Origin of the sequence: Cupriavidus sp. UME77, assembly GCF_014170355.1 — a bacterium.
In the GTDB taxonomy this organism is placed as follows: Bacteria; Pseudomonadota; Gammaproteobacteria; order Burkholderiales; family Burkholderiaceae; genus Cupriavidus; species Cupriavidus basilensis.
Genome location: NZ_LZZU01000012.1, coordinates 102,845 through 116,292, shown reverse-complemented (window position 1 = coordinate 116,292; position 13,448 = coordinate 102,845). Strand labels below are relative to the sequence as shown.

At 62.4% G+C, this 13,448-nt stretch carries 27 protein-coding genes; 14 read left to right on the top strand and 13 right to left on the bottom strand.

Going from position 1 to position 13,448, the window contains the following annotated elements; translation table 11 throughout:
• Positions 1–112: 112 nt before the first annotated feature.
• From A9975_RS05465 to A9975_RS05445, 5 genes are read right to left on the bottom strand one after another with little or no spacing between them, the layout of a single operon-like run.
• Positions 113–808: a hypothetical protein gene (locus A9975_RS05465; RefSeq protein ID WP_183031727.1), complete on the bottom strand. Its 696-nt coding sequence runs from the start codon at positions 806–808 to the stop codon at positions 113–115.
• 33 nt (positions 809–841) lie between these two features.
• Positions 842–1,309, bottom strand: coding sequence for a RusA family crossover junction endodeoxyribonuclease (locus A9975_RS05460; RefSeq protein WP_183031726.1), 468 nt, complete (start codon positions 1,307–1,309; stop codon positions 842–844).
• Complete coding sequence (locus A9975_RS05455) at positions 1,306–1,521, bottom strand: hypothetical protein (protein ID WP_183031725.1); 216 nt, start codon at positions 1,519–1,521, stop codon at positions 1,306–1,308. The genes A9975_RS05460 and A9975_RS05455 overlap by 4 nt, the downstream gene beginning before the upstream one ends.
• A complete protein-coding gene (locus A9975_RS05450) occupies positions 1,518–2,624 on the bottom strand; it encodes a hypothetical protein (protein ID WP_183031724.1) in 1,107 nt (368 codons plus the stop codon). The genes A9975_RS05455 and A9975_RS05450 overlap by 4 nt, the downstream gene beginning before the upstream one ends.
• On the bottom strand, positions 2,621–3,475 hold the full coding sequence (locus A9975_RS05445; protein WP_183031723.1) for a hypothetical protein: 855 nt from the start codon (positions 3,473–3,475) through the stop codon (positions 2,621–2,623). Before A9975_RS05445 ends, A9975_RS05450 begins: the two co-directional genes overlap by 4 nt.
• 35 nt (positions 3,476–3,510) lie before the next feature.
• Between A9975_RS05445 and A9975_RS05440 the strand changes: the two genes are divergently transcribed.
• Complete coding sequence (locus A9975_RS05440; protein WP_183031722.1) at positions 3,511–4,176, top strand: hypothetical protein; 666 nt, start codon at positions 3,511–3,513, stop codon at positions 4,174–4,176.
• A gap of 56 nt (positions 4,177–4,232) precedes the next feature.
• Here A9975_RS05440 and A9975_RS05435 read toward each other — a convergent pair whose 3' ends face one another.
• From A9975_RS05435 to A9975_RS05420, 4 genes are all read right to left on the bottom strand, one after another.
• Positions 4,233–4,505, bottom strand: a complete 273-nt coding sequence (locus A9975_RS05435) for a hypothetical protein (protein WP_183031721.1) — start codon at positions 4,503–4,505, stop codon at positions 4,233–4,235.
• A gap of 88 nt (positions 4,506–4,593) precedes the next feature.
• Positions 4,594–4,902 (bottom strand): hypothetical protein, encoded by a 309-nt coding sequence (locus A9975_RS05430; protein WP_183031720.1) that lies wholly within the window; start codon positions 4,900–4,902, stop codon positions 4,594–4,596.
• Positions 4,899–5,177, bottom strand: a complete 279-nt coding sequence (locus A9975_RS05425) for a hypothetical protein (protein ID WP_183031719.1) — start codon at positions 5,175–5,177, stop codon at positions 4,899–4,901. The genes A9975_RS05430 and A9975_RS05425 overlap by 4 nt, the downstream gene beginning before the upstream one ends.
• Before the next feature lie 76 nt (positions 5,178–5,253).
• Positions 5,254–5,520 carry a CII family transcriptional regulator gene (locus A9975_RS05420; RefSeq protein WP_150990572.1) on the bottom strand — a complete coding sequence of 89 codons (267 nt, stop codon included), beginning with the start codon at positions 5,518–5,520 and terminating at the stop codon, positions 5,254–5,256.
• Positions 5,521–5,858: 338 nt separating this feature from the next.
• On the opposite strand from A9975_RS05420, the gene A9975_RS05415 reads away from it, so the two are divergent.
• Positions 5,859–6,149, top strand: coding sequence for a hypothetical protein (locus A9975_RS05415; RefSeq protein WP_183031718.1), 291 nt, complete (start codon positions 5,859–5,861; stop codon positions 6,147–6,149).
• Here A9975_RS05415 and A9975_RS05410 read toward each other — a convergent pair.
• The 3 genes from A9975_RS05410 to A9975_RS05400 are packed head-to-tail and all read right to left on the bottom strand — an operon-like array spanning position 6,061 to position 7,088.
• Positions 6,061–6,609: a hypothetical protein gene (locus A9975_RS05410; RefSeq protein WP_183031717.1), complete on the bottom strand. Its 549-nt coding sequence runs from the start codon at positions 6,607–6,609 to the stop codon at positions 6,061–6,063. The two genes, A9975_RS05415 and A9975_RS05410, sit on opposite strands and share 89 nt — an antisense overlap.
• Before the next feature lie 12 nt (positions 6,610–6,621).
• A complete protein-coding gene (locus A9975_RS05405; RefSeq protein ID WP_183031716.1) occupies positions 6,622–6,789 on the bottom strand; it encodes a hypothetical protein in 168 nt (55 codons plus the stop codon).
• Positions 6,789–7,088 (bottom strand): helix-turn-helix domain-containing protein, encoded by a 300-nt coding sequence (locus A9975_RS05400; RefSeq protein WP_183031715.1) that lies wholly within the window; start codon positions 7,086–7,088, stop codon positions 6,789–6,791. Before A9975_RS05400 ends, A9975_RS05405 begins: the two co-directional genes overlap by 1 nt.
• A gap of 40 nt (positions 7,089–7,128) precedes the next feature.
• Between A9975_RS05400 and A9975_RS05395 the strand changes: the two genes are divergently transcribed.
• From A9975_RS05395 to A9975_RS05375, 5 genes are all read left to right on the top strand, one after another.
• Entirely contained in the window at positions 7,129–8,175 is a 1,047-nt protein-coding gene (locus tag A9975_RS05395; RefSeq protein ID WP_183031714.1) for a helix-turn-helix transcriptional regulator, read from the top strand.
• Between the two features lie 349 nt (positions 8,176–8,524).
• Complete coding sequence (locus A9975_RS05390; RefSeq protein WP_183031713.1) at positions 8,525–8,761, top strand: hypothetical protein; 237 nt, start codon at positions 8,525–8,527, stop codon at positions 8,759–8,761.
• A 25-nt stretch (positions 8,762–8,786) separates the two neighbouring features.
• A complete protein-coding gene (locus A9975_RS05385) occupies positions 8,787–9,128 on the top strand; it encodes a hypothetical protein (RefSeq protein WP_183031712.1) in 342 nt (113 codons plus the stop codon).
• A gap of 783 nt (positions 9,129–9,911) precedes the next feature.
• A complete protein-coding gene (locus A9975_RS05380) occupies positions 9,912–10,145 on the top strand; it encodes a hypothetical protein (protein WP_183031711.1) in 234 nt (77 codons plus the stop codon).
• Positions 10,120–10,593, top strand: a complete 474-nt coding sequence (locus A9975_RS05375; RefSeq protein WP_183031710.1) for a DUF2335 domain-containing protein — start codon at positions 10,120–10,122, stop codon at positions 10,591–10,593. Before A9975_RS05380 ends, A9975_RS05375 begins: the two co-directional genes overlap by 26 nt.
• A 67-nt stretch (positions 10,594–10,660) precedes the next feature.
• Here A9975_RS05375 and A9975_RS05370 read toward each other — a convergent pair whose 3' ends face one another.
• On the bottom strand, positions 10,661–10,870 hold the full coding sequence (locus tag A9975_RS05370; RefSeq protein ID WP_183031709.1) for a hypothetical protein: 210 nt from the start codon (positions 10,868–10,870) through the stop codon (positions 10,661–10,663).
• A gap of 230 nt (positions 10,871–11,100) precedes the next feature.
• On the opposite strand from A9975_RS05370, the gene A9975_RS05365 reads away from it, so the two are divergent.
• Genes A9975_RS05365 through A9975_RS05335 form a run of 7 tightly spaced genes read left to right on the top strand, consistent with a single transcriptional unit; the run spans position 11,101 to position 13,428 of the window.
• Positions 11,101–11,412, top strand: coding sequence for a hypothetical protein (locus tag A9975_RS05365; protein WP_183031708.1), 312 nt, complete (start codon positions 11,101–11,103; stop codon positions 11,410–11,412).
• A gap of 10 nt (positions 11,413–11,422) precedes the next feature.
• Positions 11,423–11,779, top strand: a complete 357-nt coding sequence (locus A9975_RS05360) for a hypothetical protein (RefSeq protein ID WP_183031707.1) — start codon at positions 11,423–11,425, stop codon at positions 11,777–11,779.
• Positions 11,776–12,006, top strand: coding sequence for a hypothetical protein (locus tag A9975_RS05355; RefSeq protein ID WP_183031706.1), 231 nt, complete (start codon positions 11,776–11,778; stop codon positions 12,004–12,006). The genes A9975_RS05360 and A9975_RS05355 overlap by 4 nt, the downstream gene beginning before the upstream one ends.
• Positions 12,003–12,302, top strand: coding sequence for a hypothetical protein (locus tag A9975_RS05350; RefSeq protein WP_183031705.1), 300 nt, complete (start codon positions 12,003–12,005; stop codon positions 12,300–12,302). Before A9975_RS05355 ends, A9975_RS05350 begins: the two co-directional genes overlap by 4 nt.
• A complete protein-coding gene (locus tag A9975_RS05345; RefSeq protein WP_183031704.1) occupies positions 12,299–12,463 on the top strand; it encodes a hypothetical protein in 165 nt (54 codons plus the stop codon). Before A9975_RS05350 ends, A9975_RS05345 begins: the two co-directional genes overlap by 4 nt.
• Entirely contained in the window at positions 12,460–12,603 is a 144-nt protein-coding gene (locus A9975_RS05340; protein WP_183031703.1) for a hypothetical protein, read from the top strand. Before A9975_RS05345 ends, A9975_RS05340 begins: the two co-directional genes overlap by 4 nt.
• A gap of 30 nt (positions 12,604–12,633) precedes the next feature.
• Positions 12,634–13,428 (top strand): PD-(D/E)XK nuclease family protein, encoded by a 795-nt coding sequence (locus A9975_RS05335; protein ID WP_183031702.1) that lies wholly within the window; start codon positions 12,634–12,636, stop codon positions 13,426–13,428.
• The last annotated feature ends 20 nt before the right edge of the window (positions 13,429–13,448 follow it).

The window sequence follows — 13,448 nt, the reverse complement described above, 5'->3', positions numbered from 1 at the left end:
TAGAAGCACAGAGAATGAGCGAAAGCCCCGAAAGAAAAAACCCCCAGATGTGGGGGCTTCGGGTGTACTTCGGCTAAGTCTGGCAAAAATGTAGGTGCTTTGTCCGGCAAAGTCAAGCCGGAATTGCCTCCTGCGCCGCGCTGGCCTTGGTTTTGCGCGTGCGCACACGATGACCAGGCGCGTTCGGCCGTCCGGACTGCGGCAGCGGCCGGAAATCCTCTGCCTCGGCCACCAGCCCGTCGGCCAGAAACACGGCCTGCAACCGCTGCATCGCCAGCAACTCAAGCGAGGCGAAGTGCTTGGCCATCCAGCGCGACGCGACGTCCACCGCGTGCTTGGTCAGGCCGTGCTTGTCCGCGATGTCGCGCAGCGACAGTCCCTCGCGGCGCGTCTTCGACAGGTAGTGGCGCGCTGCGAGGAGGTACACCGGGCCGTAGGCGCTGATGCCACAACTGCGGCGCGCGTACCGCACCAGCGCCTGGACGCCCTCGCCCTTCTCTGCGCCGACGCCGAAGCGAGCGAGGATCGCACCGCGCTCGGCCGCCGGCAGGCGGCTGGCCACGGCGGACGTCACCATCGAGCACTGCCCACGCACCTCCATCATTGTCAGCCCGTCAAAGTCCACGGTGCCGGACGGCGTGCCGCGCAGTTGGTCGAGCCATTGCGACTGCCGACTGTTCAGCCGCGGCTGGAACTCCATCGCGCGGATCAGCGCCACACGCATCGCGTTCTTCTCCATCCCCGGCAGGGACAGCATCAGGTACGACAGGTGCAATGCCTGTCCAGTCGTCTGGAATACCGCGTTCACTGGCTTTTCCCCCGTCAATTCGAATCCCTCACTTCAAGCCGCTTGCAGCGGCAGTTGTTCCACGCTGACGCACACACCGGGCGCGGTGCTGTAGCGCTTGCTGATGCGGTACTCGACCGCCTGGGCGTCGTCGACCCAGACGATGCCGTTCATGCCGTCCTTGACCGCCTTGAGCACGTTGTCGGCATCGGGCTTCTTCGTCGCTGCCACCTGTCCCGCCGCGGCCAGCTGCTGGCGCTTCTTCGACCAACTGCTCGGAATCTGCAGGTTGATGTCGAGCCACAGCTCCACCGGCCCCTCGATGGGCGGCTTGCCGGCCATGGCGGCGGTGGCCGCCAGCTTGACCAGGTTCTCGTAGCGCGCGGTCGGCTCGGGGGTGTAGGTCCGAACGAAACCGCCCTGGCGCGAGAACTTGGGCCGGCCCTTGGCCACGGGCTGCCCCGGCACCGAGAACTCAACCCGGCGCAGCTGCGGCGCGCCGTCGAACAGCGATGTCGTCATGCTCGGTTCCTTTCCGCCCAGCGGGCCTTGACCTCGTTTTCGATCTGCGTCGCCATGGTGTCGCCGTCGCGCCGGCGCCAGTAGTCGATCCATGCTCGCCGGATCTCGAGGTGGGGCATTTTCAGCAGGAAGCGCACGCGGCAGCAGACGTGGTTGAAGTCGAGGCGGCCGCCCTGCCGGCGGCACAGGTCGCACTGCTCGAGCTGGTTCATGCGGCCACCTGCCCCGGCGTCACGCCGTGAAAAAATCGGTACACGACCTCGAACTCGTTCGGGTTCATCCGCTCGGCCTTGTTGACCTCGCGCTCGACCAGGTGCTGATCGCCCGATGCCTTGATGACCCGCCGCCGGAACCAGATCGGGTGCTCGTCGGCGCGCTGCGGCGCAAGCTGCAGCTCGTCGGCCTTGGCCTGCACACCCTCGGGAGTTGCGTCCCATCCTGGCGCCGGCGGCGCGGTGCGCAGCTCGGCCAGCGCCTCGTCCACGAACGGCTCAAGGAACCCTGGGTGCACCGGGCCCGGGTCCTGGTCGGCGGTCCGTCGCGCGCACGCGAGGGCATGAGCCCGGAGCAACACGGGCATGGCAATGTTGCGGTCCGCAAGCCGGAGCAACGCCTCGCGCGCGCGCGAGGACAGGGCGACGGATTTGCCCCGCTCGGCTTCCAGCTGCACCAGGTGATTGCCGATTTCATCGGCGGAAAGCGGCGGCGGCGATGCCGAGTTATCCACAGGGTCACCCACGGTTGAGTCACTAGCGCCGCCGCCTATGTCTTTTGTTTTTATATGTCCTCTGTCCTCTGTCTCGCGCGCCCGCGTGGGTGGTGATGGGTCAGGTGGGGGGTAAGGTGAATCACCAAAGCCTTCACCAAAGGGGGGCTTTGGTGCAAGGTCTGGTGGTGTCTTTGGTGCCGCACCGGAGGTTGCATTTGTGCCCTGTTTTACGATGCGCTTGTACTCGTCTTCCACCATGCGCGAGCTGTACCAGATAGGCCCAGCTTGGCTTTCAATGATGGTGACGGCGGGAAGGCGCTTCCGCGCATGGGTCGGCGTGAACTGCAAAGCCGGGCAGATTTCACTCGACTCTGCGCCCTTCAAAACCCCCTTCGAAATCAGAGATTTCAGGGTCTTCACCGCGCATCCGACGACGTGCGCAATTTCCTTCAAATCCCAGCGCAAAACGCCGTATTCTTCGCTCTCGTGCATCAGGCAAAGGATGTCCATCCACACCCCTTTCTCTTCGTGCGTGCAGCGCTTTAGCTTCACATTGGAAAGCCAGTCAGCCGTGTAGAACGGCATCCAGGGGCGATCTCTTTTCATACTGCCCTCGCAATCTCCGGCAGCGGCCGGTCCACGCTCGCTATGGCGCTCTCAACGCGCTCAAACAGGCTTCTCAGCCGCTGCACCTCAGCATCAGCTTCCAGCCGCCGCGCTGCTGCCTGCGCGGCGTTGGTAATCTCAAACGTTCTAGCGTCGGGCGCCAGGCCCAGCGCCTGCGCCAGCTCGGCGCGTGCTCCATCAATCCGTGCTGCGTCGCGCTCGGCGTTCTTGCGCGCGTCGTCCAGGGTCTTGCGGTATTCGGCTTCGGCCGCCTTTGCGCTCTTGTTCAGGCTCTCGGTCGCGGACTCGTAGCGGTACCGCGCGGCGCGCCGGTCGTGCAGCAGCCGCGACACTTCCTTGCCGAGGCGCTGCTCGACCCGATGGATCAGCCCATATTCGTCCGCCGCCTGCGGATAGCGCAGCTTCACCTGGCGCTCAAGCCCATCGATGAGCAGCTTGATCCAGGCCTCCAGCGGCAGGTTCTCCACCGGGCGCAGCGTGGGCGCCTTGGCAGCGCGCCAGCCGGCCTCACTGCGCAGCAGCAGCCCGCAACCCTCGGGGATGTCGCCCTTGGTGATCAGCCCGGCCGGCGCGGCGAAGGTCACGCCGGCGGCATAGCGTAGGTAGCTCTGCCATTTTCCAGCGGTCACGTCGCGGCGGAAATCGGCCACGGAGATCTTGACCTCGTAGGCCAGCGGCGTGAAGCGGGTAAAGCTGAACGGCAGGCTGTAGGCGTCGGGCCGCGGGGAGCCGACTGGGCCCATCTGCATGTTCGTCCAGACCATACGCTGGGTCTTCTCGCGCAAGTATTGCGCGAGGTCTTCCTGCAGGGCGTCGTGGGTCCAGGTCATGCTAGGATCCCTCGCAAAGAACATGGGAGAGAAAATTGGCAGTCGAAAGATGGGGTTGGGCGGCGATTGCCGGCACCAGTTTTATAGCCTTGGCTGCTGGCGCACATGTTTTCGCCACGCTGAACGGGCTCGACTCTGGGCAAAATCAAGCGATAGCGGCGTGGGTTCAAGCTGTTGGCTCCGTTGCCGCAATCGTCGGCGCGTTCGCCATTGCGAATCGGCAAAGCCGTAATCAACACGAGTCCGCAATGCAGTTGGATCGGGAGAAGCTGCGCCGCAGCTGGAGCTCGGCGAAGGCGATCCTGGATGCACTGGTGCAACAGTGCTTGGAAGTCGCGCCTGCCTTCGAAGGTGACGGAAAATTTGGGAATGTGGCGTTTGCTGGCAAATATGAAGCAGAGTCCTTTCAGAAGGCTCTTCGCCGAGTAGATTCCATCCCTCTGTTCGAGTTGGACAGCACTGAACTGGTGACTGCTGTTGTGGGATTGCAGGACGAGGCAACATACCTCGTTCGCTGGATCGACGAAGGAATCAAGAATAGCCAGTCTGTTCTGACTGATGCGCTGTCCGATGCCATGGTCAAGGAAATAGCCCAGGGGTTTCTCCAGCGCATCAAAGGACACTACGCGGTAGTGGTCGATGTCACCAAAGACGTGCCTGTGCAAGCCCGCCCCAACTTTTGGCGCCACATTAATCTCTGAGTCAGCAGGTGAGGCAAAAACGTTCCCATGAAAGAGCACGGTGATGCAATGGCGTCTCATGCTTCGATCTCGGACACTTGCTCGTCTTCAACCGGCACGCCGCTGATCGGGCGCAGGTCCGCGTCATAGCAGTCGAATTCGGTGTCCATGCCGGACACCCACGGCTTGTCAGCGTCCATGACGCGCAGCGGCGCGCCTGCCGTCTCGCACAACCAGGCTGAGCCATCAGTGATCCAGCGGCCCGGGCCAAGTACCCGAACGATGTGGCCCAGGTTCTCGGGATAGGGGTCGTGCACGATATAGGCCAGATCCCCAGGTTTGCAGTTCATGCCAGCCTCGCAATCCGCACGTACTTCAGCGGGCAGTGGGGCGCGGTGTGGCTGGTGCTTCCGCAATTGGCGCAACGCAGATCGGCTTTCATGCTTCACCCCGCATGCGCCGCGCAGCGATGGCAGTGTCCATCACGATCTTCTGCTGCTGGCCGTCGATGGTGGCGATCACCTCCAGGCCGGTATAGTTGCCCATCCAGCCCAGCCACTTCACCGTGGACGCGTCCAGGCTGACGGCCATCCCCTTCTCTTTGAACTGGCGACGCGCGGTGCCCAGGATGCGCGCAGCCGTCTCGGGCCGGCGCGGCTTGCCGACGAAGTATTCCTGGAACGCGGCGCCCATGATGAAACGCACGGTGGCGAAGCGCTTGCTGAATTGATCGTGGGAGATGGTCACGCTGTCACCTCGTCGTGTTGTTCGTCATGGACGGGAACGCCGCTGATGGGACGCAGGAACCGATCTGCCAGCGAGCCCACGACGACCTCGACATGTTCCCCGGTCTGTTGCGAGATGCCGAAGAGCTTGCGCCCGGCCGATTTCACAACCCACCGCGGTTCGCTGTCCCAGATGGTTCCCTCGGGGTCGCGGAATAGCACCTCGACGATGTGACCGTTGTTCTCGGGCACCACCGTCCCGACGATGTACGCAAGGTCGCCTGCTTTCACATTCATGGCCGCATCTCCCAAAGCACCAACGCGCCGACGATCACAATCACCAGCGCCACCCAGCCCATCATCAGGTCGTCCATCACACGCCCTCCAATCCCTTCTTGGCCAAGCAACGCAGCGCCTCGTACTCAGCGCGCGGCAGGCAGACCGTGCTGCCATCCCCGGGCGCGACCACGTCCAGCTCGAGCACTTCGAACAGCTGGCAGATCTTCGCGAACGGCAGGCTGTGCCCGTTGTTGTTCAGGAAGCGCGAGAAGTTCGTCGGCTCGACTCCGATCAGCTCTGCGACGCGCTTCTGGGTCATGGGAGCAACGCGGTTCAAAACCATCGATTCCAGGCTAGGCATGCGGTGCTCCCGTGTGCATTAACCGTTTCATAAGATTCAATCCAACAAGACAACGCAGCTGGCGCGCCGAGGCCGCCGGCAGAAAAAGGGAAAAATGGGAAACGGATGCCATCACCGAGCGCCCCTGCAGGAAGCGGCCCGGCCGGCGCGTGCGCGCCTGCTTCGGTCATGTGCAGCCATCTGCGTACGTCGCAGCATGGTGATTCCCCCGGTCGGGCCCTTGCGGGCTCGTTTGACAAAGCGTGGGCTACCCCACGAACCTACTAGCTGGCGCATCCCCTCGGGCATGGAACAATCGAAAGCTCTGACCTTCTCAACCGCCCACAACAGGGGGATGCATGGAAAAGTCCAAACTGGACGTGCTGCTCAACGTCTACACACTGAAAACTCTGACCTTCGTTCTGCGCAAACACCTCAAACTGACCGACGAGGAACTGATCGCCGATCTACGAGATGCGCTTGCCGGCATGACTCTCGGTGTCGAGCGAGACAACGAGGCTCATGGCCTTTCAATCCCAACGCTCGAGCCCTGGATGGCACTCATGATTGCGAGGATGTTCCACATTCCCCAGGAGAAGGCCGCCCAGGCATTTGGGACCGCGCCTTTGCCTGGCGATCAGCCAGAATGACGATTTCGAGCAGCGCGAGCGCCAAATCGAACTGCTCGAGTTCACCTGCCCCAAACGGCGCGAGCGTGACAGCAAGGTTCGCAACAAGGCCGTCTTCGGAAAAGAACTGGCGGACGGCCGGTAGATCGCCAATCCGCGTGTCGAAAAACCGCTCGCGCAGCGAAGGGCGGGCATCAAGGTGGTCGTCGCCAACCTCCGTAACGCGAAGGATCCGCGTGACCCCGTCCATCCCATGGACCCGCAGCACTGACACAGCCTTTGAGCTGGCATTGAGGCCGACCTCACGCGTGCCAGCCTGGGGCCCCGCAATCTGGGCCAGTTGCCCAGCAATGACCAGCAGTTCCTGGCCCACCCGCGTCGTCCGCTCGGCATATCGAAGGTCGATCAGGGCGCGCCCAATCGACTCGACCCCCTGTGCTATCAATTGGTGGGATTCGTCGTGCGTATCTCGAATTGGCATCTCTTCTCCCCTTCAGTTCAGCAAGGACCCGGCCCAGCACAAGATGACTAGAGCCTTGGCGAGACTGGCGACGACGCCCGCATACGTCGGCGCGCGGAAGCGATTTGCCGCGAGTGTCAGCACGTCACTCAGGATTTCGGTCAGGCTCAGGATGGCCATGACGATCAGGAAGAGCTTCATCACGCGGCCTCGGGATGGGATTCGTGGGTGGCAGCCCTGGGCTTTCGCGGCCGCTTCGGCGGCGCATCCCGCAGCGTGCCAACGCGCGACGCTCGCACGAAGGCCCAGTCGACCCTGTCGTTTAATTCCTCGCATGTCACTGCGCCGCCCGTGATGCGCTCGATCACCGGGCATTGCTCGGCAGAGATCGGGCGCTTCCCGGCGATCCATTGATAGACGAGCCCTTGGGAGACCCCGAGCCGCTTGGCAAAGGCTGCCTGGCTGGTCTTGGTCGAGTCGAGGTATTCGGCGAGTTTCATAAACACAATACTAGCATAGCTAGTGATAAAAGGAATAGCTATGCTCGTTGTGGAATCTAATAGCATTGCTAAACTCGCGCGCATGACGCGAGCAAGTAACTCCCTGGAGCAGTGGCAAGTCGAAGACTCCGTTCGACTGAAGGCGCTATACAACGAGCGCAAGGGCAAGATGAGCCAGGAGGAATTCGGCAGCCGGTTCGAGATCGGCAGCCAAGGCATGGTTTGGCAGTATCTGAACGCGCGCCGCCCACTGAACATTAAGGCCGCGACCGGCTTTGCTCGGGGCCTGGGGGTTGACGTCGACACGTTCAGCCCGCGCTTGGCGGAAGAGATCCGGCGAGCGTCCAATTCGATCACCGAGGCCGTGCCGGTACCCGCGGCCACCTCAGTGGATTCCGGACGCCCTGTCGACCGGCTGACTCTTGTCATGGCTGAGCAGCAGCTCGACCCCGCAGCCCTTGCCAAGGTACTGGGTGTCGAGGCGGCTGTCGTTCGTGCGTGGCTCGAGGGCGATGGCACCAAATTGCCCCTTCACCACATCGTGAAGTTGCAGGAGACGTACGGCTACAGCCCGAAGTGGCTAGCGAACGGCAAGGGCGATAGCAAGCTTTCCGGCCAAGTCGAGCCAGAGCTCGACGAACCTAGCCTCGCCTTTGACATCGTAGAAATCCCCCCAAACAGCTTCCGGCGCATTCCAGTGGTTGGCATGGCACAACTCGGCGACAACGGCCACTTCTCGGACATCGAGTATCCAGTCGGCCATGGCGATGGCTTTCTGACGTTCCCCTCGAACGATCCCGATGCTTACGCGCTTCGATGCAATGGCGATTCCATGCGCCCGCGCATCAAGCACAACGAATTTGTCGTGATCGAGCCGAACCGCGCGGTGACCAACGGCGACGAGGTCCTGGTGAAGTCCCAGGACGGCCGCGTCATGGTGAAGGAACTGGCCTACGTGCGCGATGGGATGGTCAGCCTGTCGTCGGTCAATGAGCGCCACGGCATGCTGCGGGTCCCTCAGGAACAGATCGAGCGCATGCACTACGTCGCGGGTATTGTGAAGGCGTCGGCGTGGCGGCCGGACTAACGCAATAGCAGTCCACCTATTCGAGGGGTGGCGAATACGCCTAGGTGGTCGTTAATCTAGCATCGCCCTCCCTACGGGCAACGGGAAAAAAATGTCACGAAAAAGCCTCTCTCCCTTCATTGCCAGCTCAACGTTGGTGGTCCTCCTCGCCGGCTGCGGCAAAACAGACGGGCCCCCGCAGACTGCGAGTGAGCCGGCCGCCGCCCCGCAAGAAGTTGTCTCGGCGCCTCCACCGGTTCCACCGAAGCCAACGCACTTCTACTCTCTGGCAGAGGATGGTGAGTATGGCTATGAACAGGGTCTCAGCGAGGATGACCGGAAGGCTGGAAAGGTGACCTCCCCATTACTCATGGTTCGCTACTACCGCGAGAAAGACGGCGCCCACAGCATCGCCATGGTGAAAGGCGCCGCACGTAACACCTATACATGCAAGGAGCCCTGCGACTTCGTAAAGTCCAAGGTCACTTACAACGGACAAGTGGTCCAGTCCGAAACCATGCGCAACACCGAGGGCTCCATGATCTGGGCCATGATGAGCGACGCCATGAACGGTGAGCTCAAGCCCTACAAGGCCAGGAAGCAGTGAATTGCGAAGAGCTGGGGAGATGGGCATGGAGACTATCGAATTCTCGATCCAGGGGTCAGCGCAGGATCCCTACCGCGTAACGTTTCAGCGCGTCGGCCCAAACATCACCGCAAATTGCACGTGCCCTGCGGGTGACAACGGCAAGTCCTGCAAGCATCGGATCAGCATTCTCGATGGCTTGACGGAAGGCATCGTCAGCGGAAACAGTGCGCAAGTAGCGACTGTCGCGTCGTGGCTTCCCGGCTCAAACATCGCAGCTGCGCTAGCAGCTGTGACCGAAGCCGAGGCAGCGGCTGAGCGAGCCAAAGCGGAAGTAGCCAGGGCAAAGAAGCGGCTCGGAACGGCTTTGCTAGGACATCCCTCTTAAAGCCCTCGGCCTTGCGGCCAAACAGAACAACAACTAACGCAGAGGACATATGCGCACAGCAGCGCTAGCACTGGTCGCGCTTCTTGCAGGCTGCACCACGGTTTCGGAGGTCAGCCCAGCCGGGAACGGCAACTTTACAGTAGGCACCCGCCACATGGGCGGTGTCGACTCGTGGCAAGAAATCAAAGCCAGCAGCCTGCGTCGCGCCGACGAGTACTGCAAGGGCCAGGGCAAGGAGATGGAGTCGGTTGACATGAAGACCCACGGCGCCCGCGGGTGGACCCCACTTGAGTCAGAACTGACGTTCAAATGTGTCGCCCCACCTAAGGCTTAGGCTCTTGTGTGGGCCCGAATTGGCCCTCGGTCTGACGGCCAAATTGAGGCGCCCACTGCACGTTAATCTGAACGCGACAGCCCGTAAAGTGACAACCTGTCACCTGCCGTAAAGTTTCAATAGCGTCACATTATGGATAACACGACCGCCGCGCGCGGCCTGTTAGCACATGTTGGGCCCTCGCAGCAAGCGGGGAACAGCGAACTATTGAAACTTTCGCCCTCATCACTCGTCGGAACTAACAACTGTGCTGTCACGGATGAAAGTTTCGTACGCTGACGCCCGTACAAGTTCGCAGAAGTGCGGAAGCGTTATTAACGTAATCGTCAGCAGATGCTACACTGCAGCAAGCCGCGATATCTTGATAGCACGATATCGTGCTAGTGACGCGGTAGACATGGAAGCGTAACAGGCCACAGTGATCTGTTTATTTTTCGAAGGAGAATCGCATGAGCACAAAGAGAGGCATCGAGAAGCTAGCCTTCGTGCGCGGCTTCTTTGACGGCATGGCAGCCCCAATGCTGCTGTATCGCGCGCACAATCTTCCGGAGATTCCTCGTATCGAGCCTGTCAAGGCTCCGAGCACACCCCTGGATAGGGTGCTAGCATCTGATTGGCGTCAAATCGGCTCCGACATTGACACTGTAATAGAGAGACATGTCGAAGCCACCGCAAAAAAGTAAAACATCCAACGCGGTAAATTCCACCTTAGGTCAACAGCAGCAACTTCAACAGATCCAAGTCGCTCAGCAGGTATATCAGGGACCGATTCCTCACCCTGATATTCTGCGAGGATTCGATGCGCTCGTACCTGGCACCGCAAAGCGGCTCATCGATATGGCAGAAGAAGAGGCCTTGCACCGGCGTAGGCTCGAGGCGCAGGCCTTGGATGCCAATGTGGCGAGCCAGAAGAAACAACTCGAAATAGCCGACTATCAGAGCCGAGTCGTCTTCAAGAGCGATACCATCGGCCAGATCGCCGGGGTAATTGTCTCCGCCGCCTGCATTGCCGGTAGCGTGTGGTTAGCCCTGAGCAATCACGAGGTCACTGCCACTGCGTTAGCCGCCATCCCAACCGCAGCTATCATTAAGGCCTTCTTCTCACCCAGGAAGAACGGTCAGAAGGAATAGCGGGCAACTACCGCACCAAGCCAGGCCCGCCACCGGCGGGCTTTTTGTTGCCCATGAGGCACTGGCATCACAACTTCAGCGCCTTTCTCAGCCGCGCATCCAGGCCCAGCCGGTACAGGGTCGCGCCCACGTCCGTCAGCAGCACCCTCTCCTTTCCCTGAATAGCCGGATCGGCCAGCAGCACGGCCAGGCCGGCTATCGCATCGTCGATCGGTAGCTCGATCTCCTCATCCAGCGCCAGTTGCTCGAACTGGCGGATCACGTCGTCCGGTTCCATCCCCCCTCCCCCCAAGTTCACCCCCAGATCAGTCTAGGCCGCGAGTAGGACCACTGCGAAGCGGCTTTTTTTCGCCACGCGCACCACCGGATTCCGGCGTTCGCTATTGAAAATAGCATAGCTATTAAAACAAACAATTGAAAGCGACTAGCTTGGCTATTGAAATGTATAACTAGCATCGCTAGTATTCATGCACCGCTGACGTTCACAGCGGTTCGCCGGAGACAGAGATGCGCAAGCAAGCCAAGCAATCGTGGGAAGTGGGTCAACAGGTCAAGGTGGGGTTCCTGGCCGGCCTGACCGTCATCGCCAAGATCCCGACCCCGGGTGATTTCGCCCCGGACGCCTACGTCCTGGTGCGCGGCGAGCAGTTCTATTCCTTCGTGCCGCACAACGGCATCTCGAAGATCACCGGCGCCGAAGCGCGCGAGATGGTCGCCGATGGCAAGCGCCTGCGCGCCGCCACCGAAAGCCGTGCCGCCGAACAGGCCGACCGCGTCATTGCCACCGCCAAGCTCGCCGCCGAGCTGATGGCTGCCTGAGGAACTGGCGATGACCAACCTTAGCACCTACGCCCGAGTTTTCCGCAAGCCGCGCCTGCGCGCCGACGAGGCCCAAGCCGTGGTGACCGCCGCCGGCCTGTTCTGGTCGGTCACCGGCGAACTCACCACGCCAGGCCTCGGCCAAGCCCCGCGCTTTCAAGCGTCGGACGTCCGCCTCATCAACGCCGACGGCAGCGAGACCACCGAGATGCTGGACAACCTGCACCCCGACTTCGTTTCGCACCTGGAAGAGCAGGCCGCCGAGTCGATGGCGGAAGAGCGCGCCGAGGCGCGGGCCGAGCGGCAACAGTCGTATCGCGACCAGGACATGTGCGACGTGATTGACGCGGCTAGGAGCGTGGCATGAGCACCACCGCCGAATCCCCCAACGCCTACGGCACCACCGCCGAACTGGCATTCCTCAAGCACCTGGGCGGCCAGCTGACGCGCAAGGTCCTGCTGCGCAACTACATCGCTGCTGCGGAACGCCGCACGGTGTGGGGCTCGATCGACAAGTACCGCGTGCTGGGCTACGCCATGCAACTGCTGGGCGAAGCCGAGAACGCCGAGCAACTCGCAGCGAGGGCAGCATGAGCGCACTACCTACCATCCGGAAGGTGATCCTTGCCGACGGCGCCGAGGTCGAGCTCGACGGCCCGCGCACGACGCAGCAGATCTGTAACCGCATCGGCGCCGACACACTCGATGTTGTGCTCTTGAAAGACCGCCGGCACGTGATGCTGGTCGACGACCTCGGCCATCCGAAAGGCCTGCCCGTCAATGCCAAAGCCACTCAGCTCTACTGGGATGTCTGCGTGCCGGGCACGACGCACCAGATTCGCGGTGCCGTGGTGATCGTGCCGGACGGTGATTTCGGCGGTGCCGCATGAGCGCTAATCGCCTGCGCAAGCTCGCGCGCCACCCGGTGGCCCAGCTGCTGGGCCTCTGGATCGCCACCACCGTGGCCATGGCCGCCCTGTTCTGCGTCTATGACGCGGCGCAGGCCAAGAGCAGCCCGATCAAGCCCACCGCTCACCGGAAGCTCACATGACTTACGACCCCCAATCCAACGCCCTGTTGGCCGTTGCGAAATGCTCGCGCGCCCGCCAGTGGGCCGGCGCCATTGGCTACGGCATGGCCATCGGCGCCATCTGGTACCTGACCGTCGCGATCCGCGCCGGTGCCGTTTGACCCGCATCCACAACCGCTGAGATCACGACCATGAACATCGTCACCATCCGCGCCAGCTCGCTGGCCGAGTTGTTTGATTGCCCCGCGCGCTGGGAGGCCAAGCACCTGCTAGGCATGCGCATGCCTTCCGGCCCCGCCGCCCACCTGGGCACGTCAATCCATGCCGGCACGGCCGCGTTCGACCAGGCGGAACTGGACGGCCAGCCGATCACCGCTGACGACGCCGCCAGCGCGCTGGTCTCCACGCTGCGGGACAAGAACGCAGAGGTGGATTGGGAGGACACCAACCCGGCAGAAGCCGAGCGCATTGGGCTGGCACTGCACTCGCGCTATTGCGCCGAGATCGCGCCGCACCAGCACTACATCGGCGTTGAGGTGGCTTGCGAGCGCCTGGAGATCCCCGAACTGGGCATCGCGCTGACCGGCACCACCGACCGCGTGCGCACCACCGCTGCCGGCGCGGGCATCTCCGACCTGAAATCGGGCGGGCGCGCCGTGGGTGCCGACGGCATTGCGGTCACAGCCGGCCACGGGCCGCAGCTGGGCGTCTACGAGCTGCTGGCCGAACACGCGGTCGGCATCCCCATCACGGCGCCCGCGCAGATCGTCGGCCTGAACACCGGCAAGACCGCTGCCGCGCAGCGCGTCGGCGTGGGCGAGATCGAGTCGCCGCGCACGGCCTTGCTGGGCACCGAAGAGCAGCCCGGCCTACTGCAGCACGCCTCTCGCCTGATCCATTCCGGCGCCTTCTACGGCAACGGCAAATCCGTCCTGTGCTCGGCGAAGTACTGCCCGCGGCACGCCACCTGCCACTACAAGTCCTGACCCATCCCTTAAGCCTAGCG

Bases quoted from the DNA above. Each gene is read 5' to 3' on its own strand.
- A9975_RS05460 (WP_183031726.1), bottom strand. From the start codon at position 1,309: ATGACGACATCGCTGTTCGACGGCGCGCCGCAGCTGCGCCGGGTTGAG.
- A9975_RS05455 (WP_183031725.1), bottom strand. From the start codon at position 1,521: ATGAACCAGCTCGAGCAGTGCGACCTGTGCCGCCGGCAGGGCGGCCGC.
- A9975_RS05450 (WP_183031724.1), bottom strand. From the start codon at position 2,624: ATGAAAAGAGATCGCCCCTGGATGCCGTTCTACACGGCTGACTGGCTT.
- A9975_RS05445 (WP_183031723.1), bottom strand. From the start codon at position 3,475: ATGACCTGGACCCACGACGCCCTGCAGGAAGACCTCGCGCAATACTTG.
- A9975_RS05435 (WP_183031721.1), bottom strand. From the start codon at position 4,505: ATGAACTGCAAACCTGGGGATCTGGCCTATATCGTGCACGACCCCTAT.
- A9975_RS05425 (WP_183031719.1), bottom strand. From the start codon at position 5,177: ATGAATGTGAAAGCAGGCGACCTTGCGTACATCGTCGGGACGGTGGTG.
- A9975_RS05420 (WP_150990572.1), bottom strand. From the start codon at position 5,520: ATGCCTAGCCTGGAATCGATGGTTTTGAACCGCGTTGCTCCCATGACC.
- A9975_RS05415 (WP_183031718.1), top strand. From the start codon at position 5,859: ATGGAAAAGTCCAAACTGGACGTGCTGCTCAACGTCTACACACTGAAA.
- A9975_RS05410 (WP_183031717.1), bottom strand. From the start codon at position 6,609: ATGCCAATTCGAGATACGCACGACGAATCCCACCAATTGATAGCACAG.
- A9975_RS05405 (WP_183031716.1), bottom strand. From the start codon at position 6,789: ATGAAGCTCTTCCTGATCGTCATGGCCATCCTGAGCCTGACCGAAATC.
- A9975_RS05400 (WP_183031715.1), bottom strand. From the start codon at position 7,088: ATGAAACTCGCCGAATACCTCGACTCGACCAAGACCAGCCAGGCAGCC.
- A9975_RS05395 (WP_183031714.1), top strand. From the start codon at position 7,129: ATGCTCGTTGTGGAATCTAATAGCATTGCTAAACTCGCGCGCATGACG.
- A9975_RS05390 (WP_183031713.1), top strand. From the start codon at position 8,525: ATGGTTCGCTACTACCGCGAGAAAGACGGCGCCCACAGCATCGCCATG.
- A9975_RS05385 (WP_183031712.1), top strand. From the start codon at position 8,787: ATGGAGACTATCGAATTCTCGATCCAGGGGTCAGCGCAGGATCCCTAC.
- A9975_RS05380 (WP_183031711.1), top strand. From the start codon at position 9,912: ATGAGCACAAAGAGAGGCATCGAGAAGCTAGCCTTCGTGCGCGGCTTC.
- A9975_RS05375 (WP_183031710.1), top strand. From the start codon at position 10,120: ATGTCGAAGCCACCGCAAAAAAGTAAAACATCCAACGCGGTAAATTCC.
- A9975_RS05370 (WP_183031709.1), bottom strand. From the start codon at position 10,870: ATGGAACCGGACGACGTGATCCGCCAGTTCGAGCAACTGGCGCTGGAT.
- A9975_RS05365 (WP_183031708.1), top strand. From the start codon at position 11,101: ATGCGCAAGCAAGCCAAGCAATCGTGGGAAGTGGGTCAACAGGTCAAG.
- A9975_RS05360 (WP_183031707.1), top strand. From the start codon at position 11,423: ATGACCAACCTTAGCACCTACGCCCGAGTTTTCCGCAAGCCGCGCCTG.
- A9975_RS05355 (WP_183031706.1), top strand. From the start codon at position 11,776: ATGAGCACCACCGCCGAATCCCCCAACGCCTACGGCACCACCGCCGAA.
- A9975_RS05350 (WP_183031705.1), top strand. From the start codon at position 12,003: ATGAGCGCACTACCTACCATCCGGAAGGTGATCCTTGCCGACGGCGCC.
- A9975_RS05345 (WP_183031704.1), top strand. From the start codon at position 12,299: ATGAGCGCTAATCGCCTGCGCAAGCTCGCGCGCCACCCGGTGGCCCAG.
- A9975_RS05340 (WP_183031703.1), top strand. From the start codon at position 12,460: ATGACTTACGACCCCCAATCCAACGCCCTGTTGGCCGTTGCGAAATGC.
- A9975_RS05335 (WP_183031702.1), top strand. From the start codon at position 12,634: ATGAACATCGTCACCATCCGCGCCAGCTCGCTGGCCGAGTTGTTTGAT.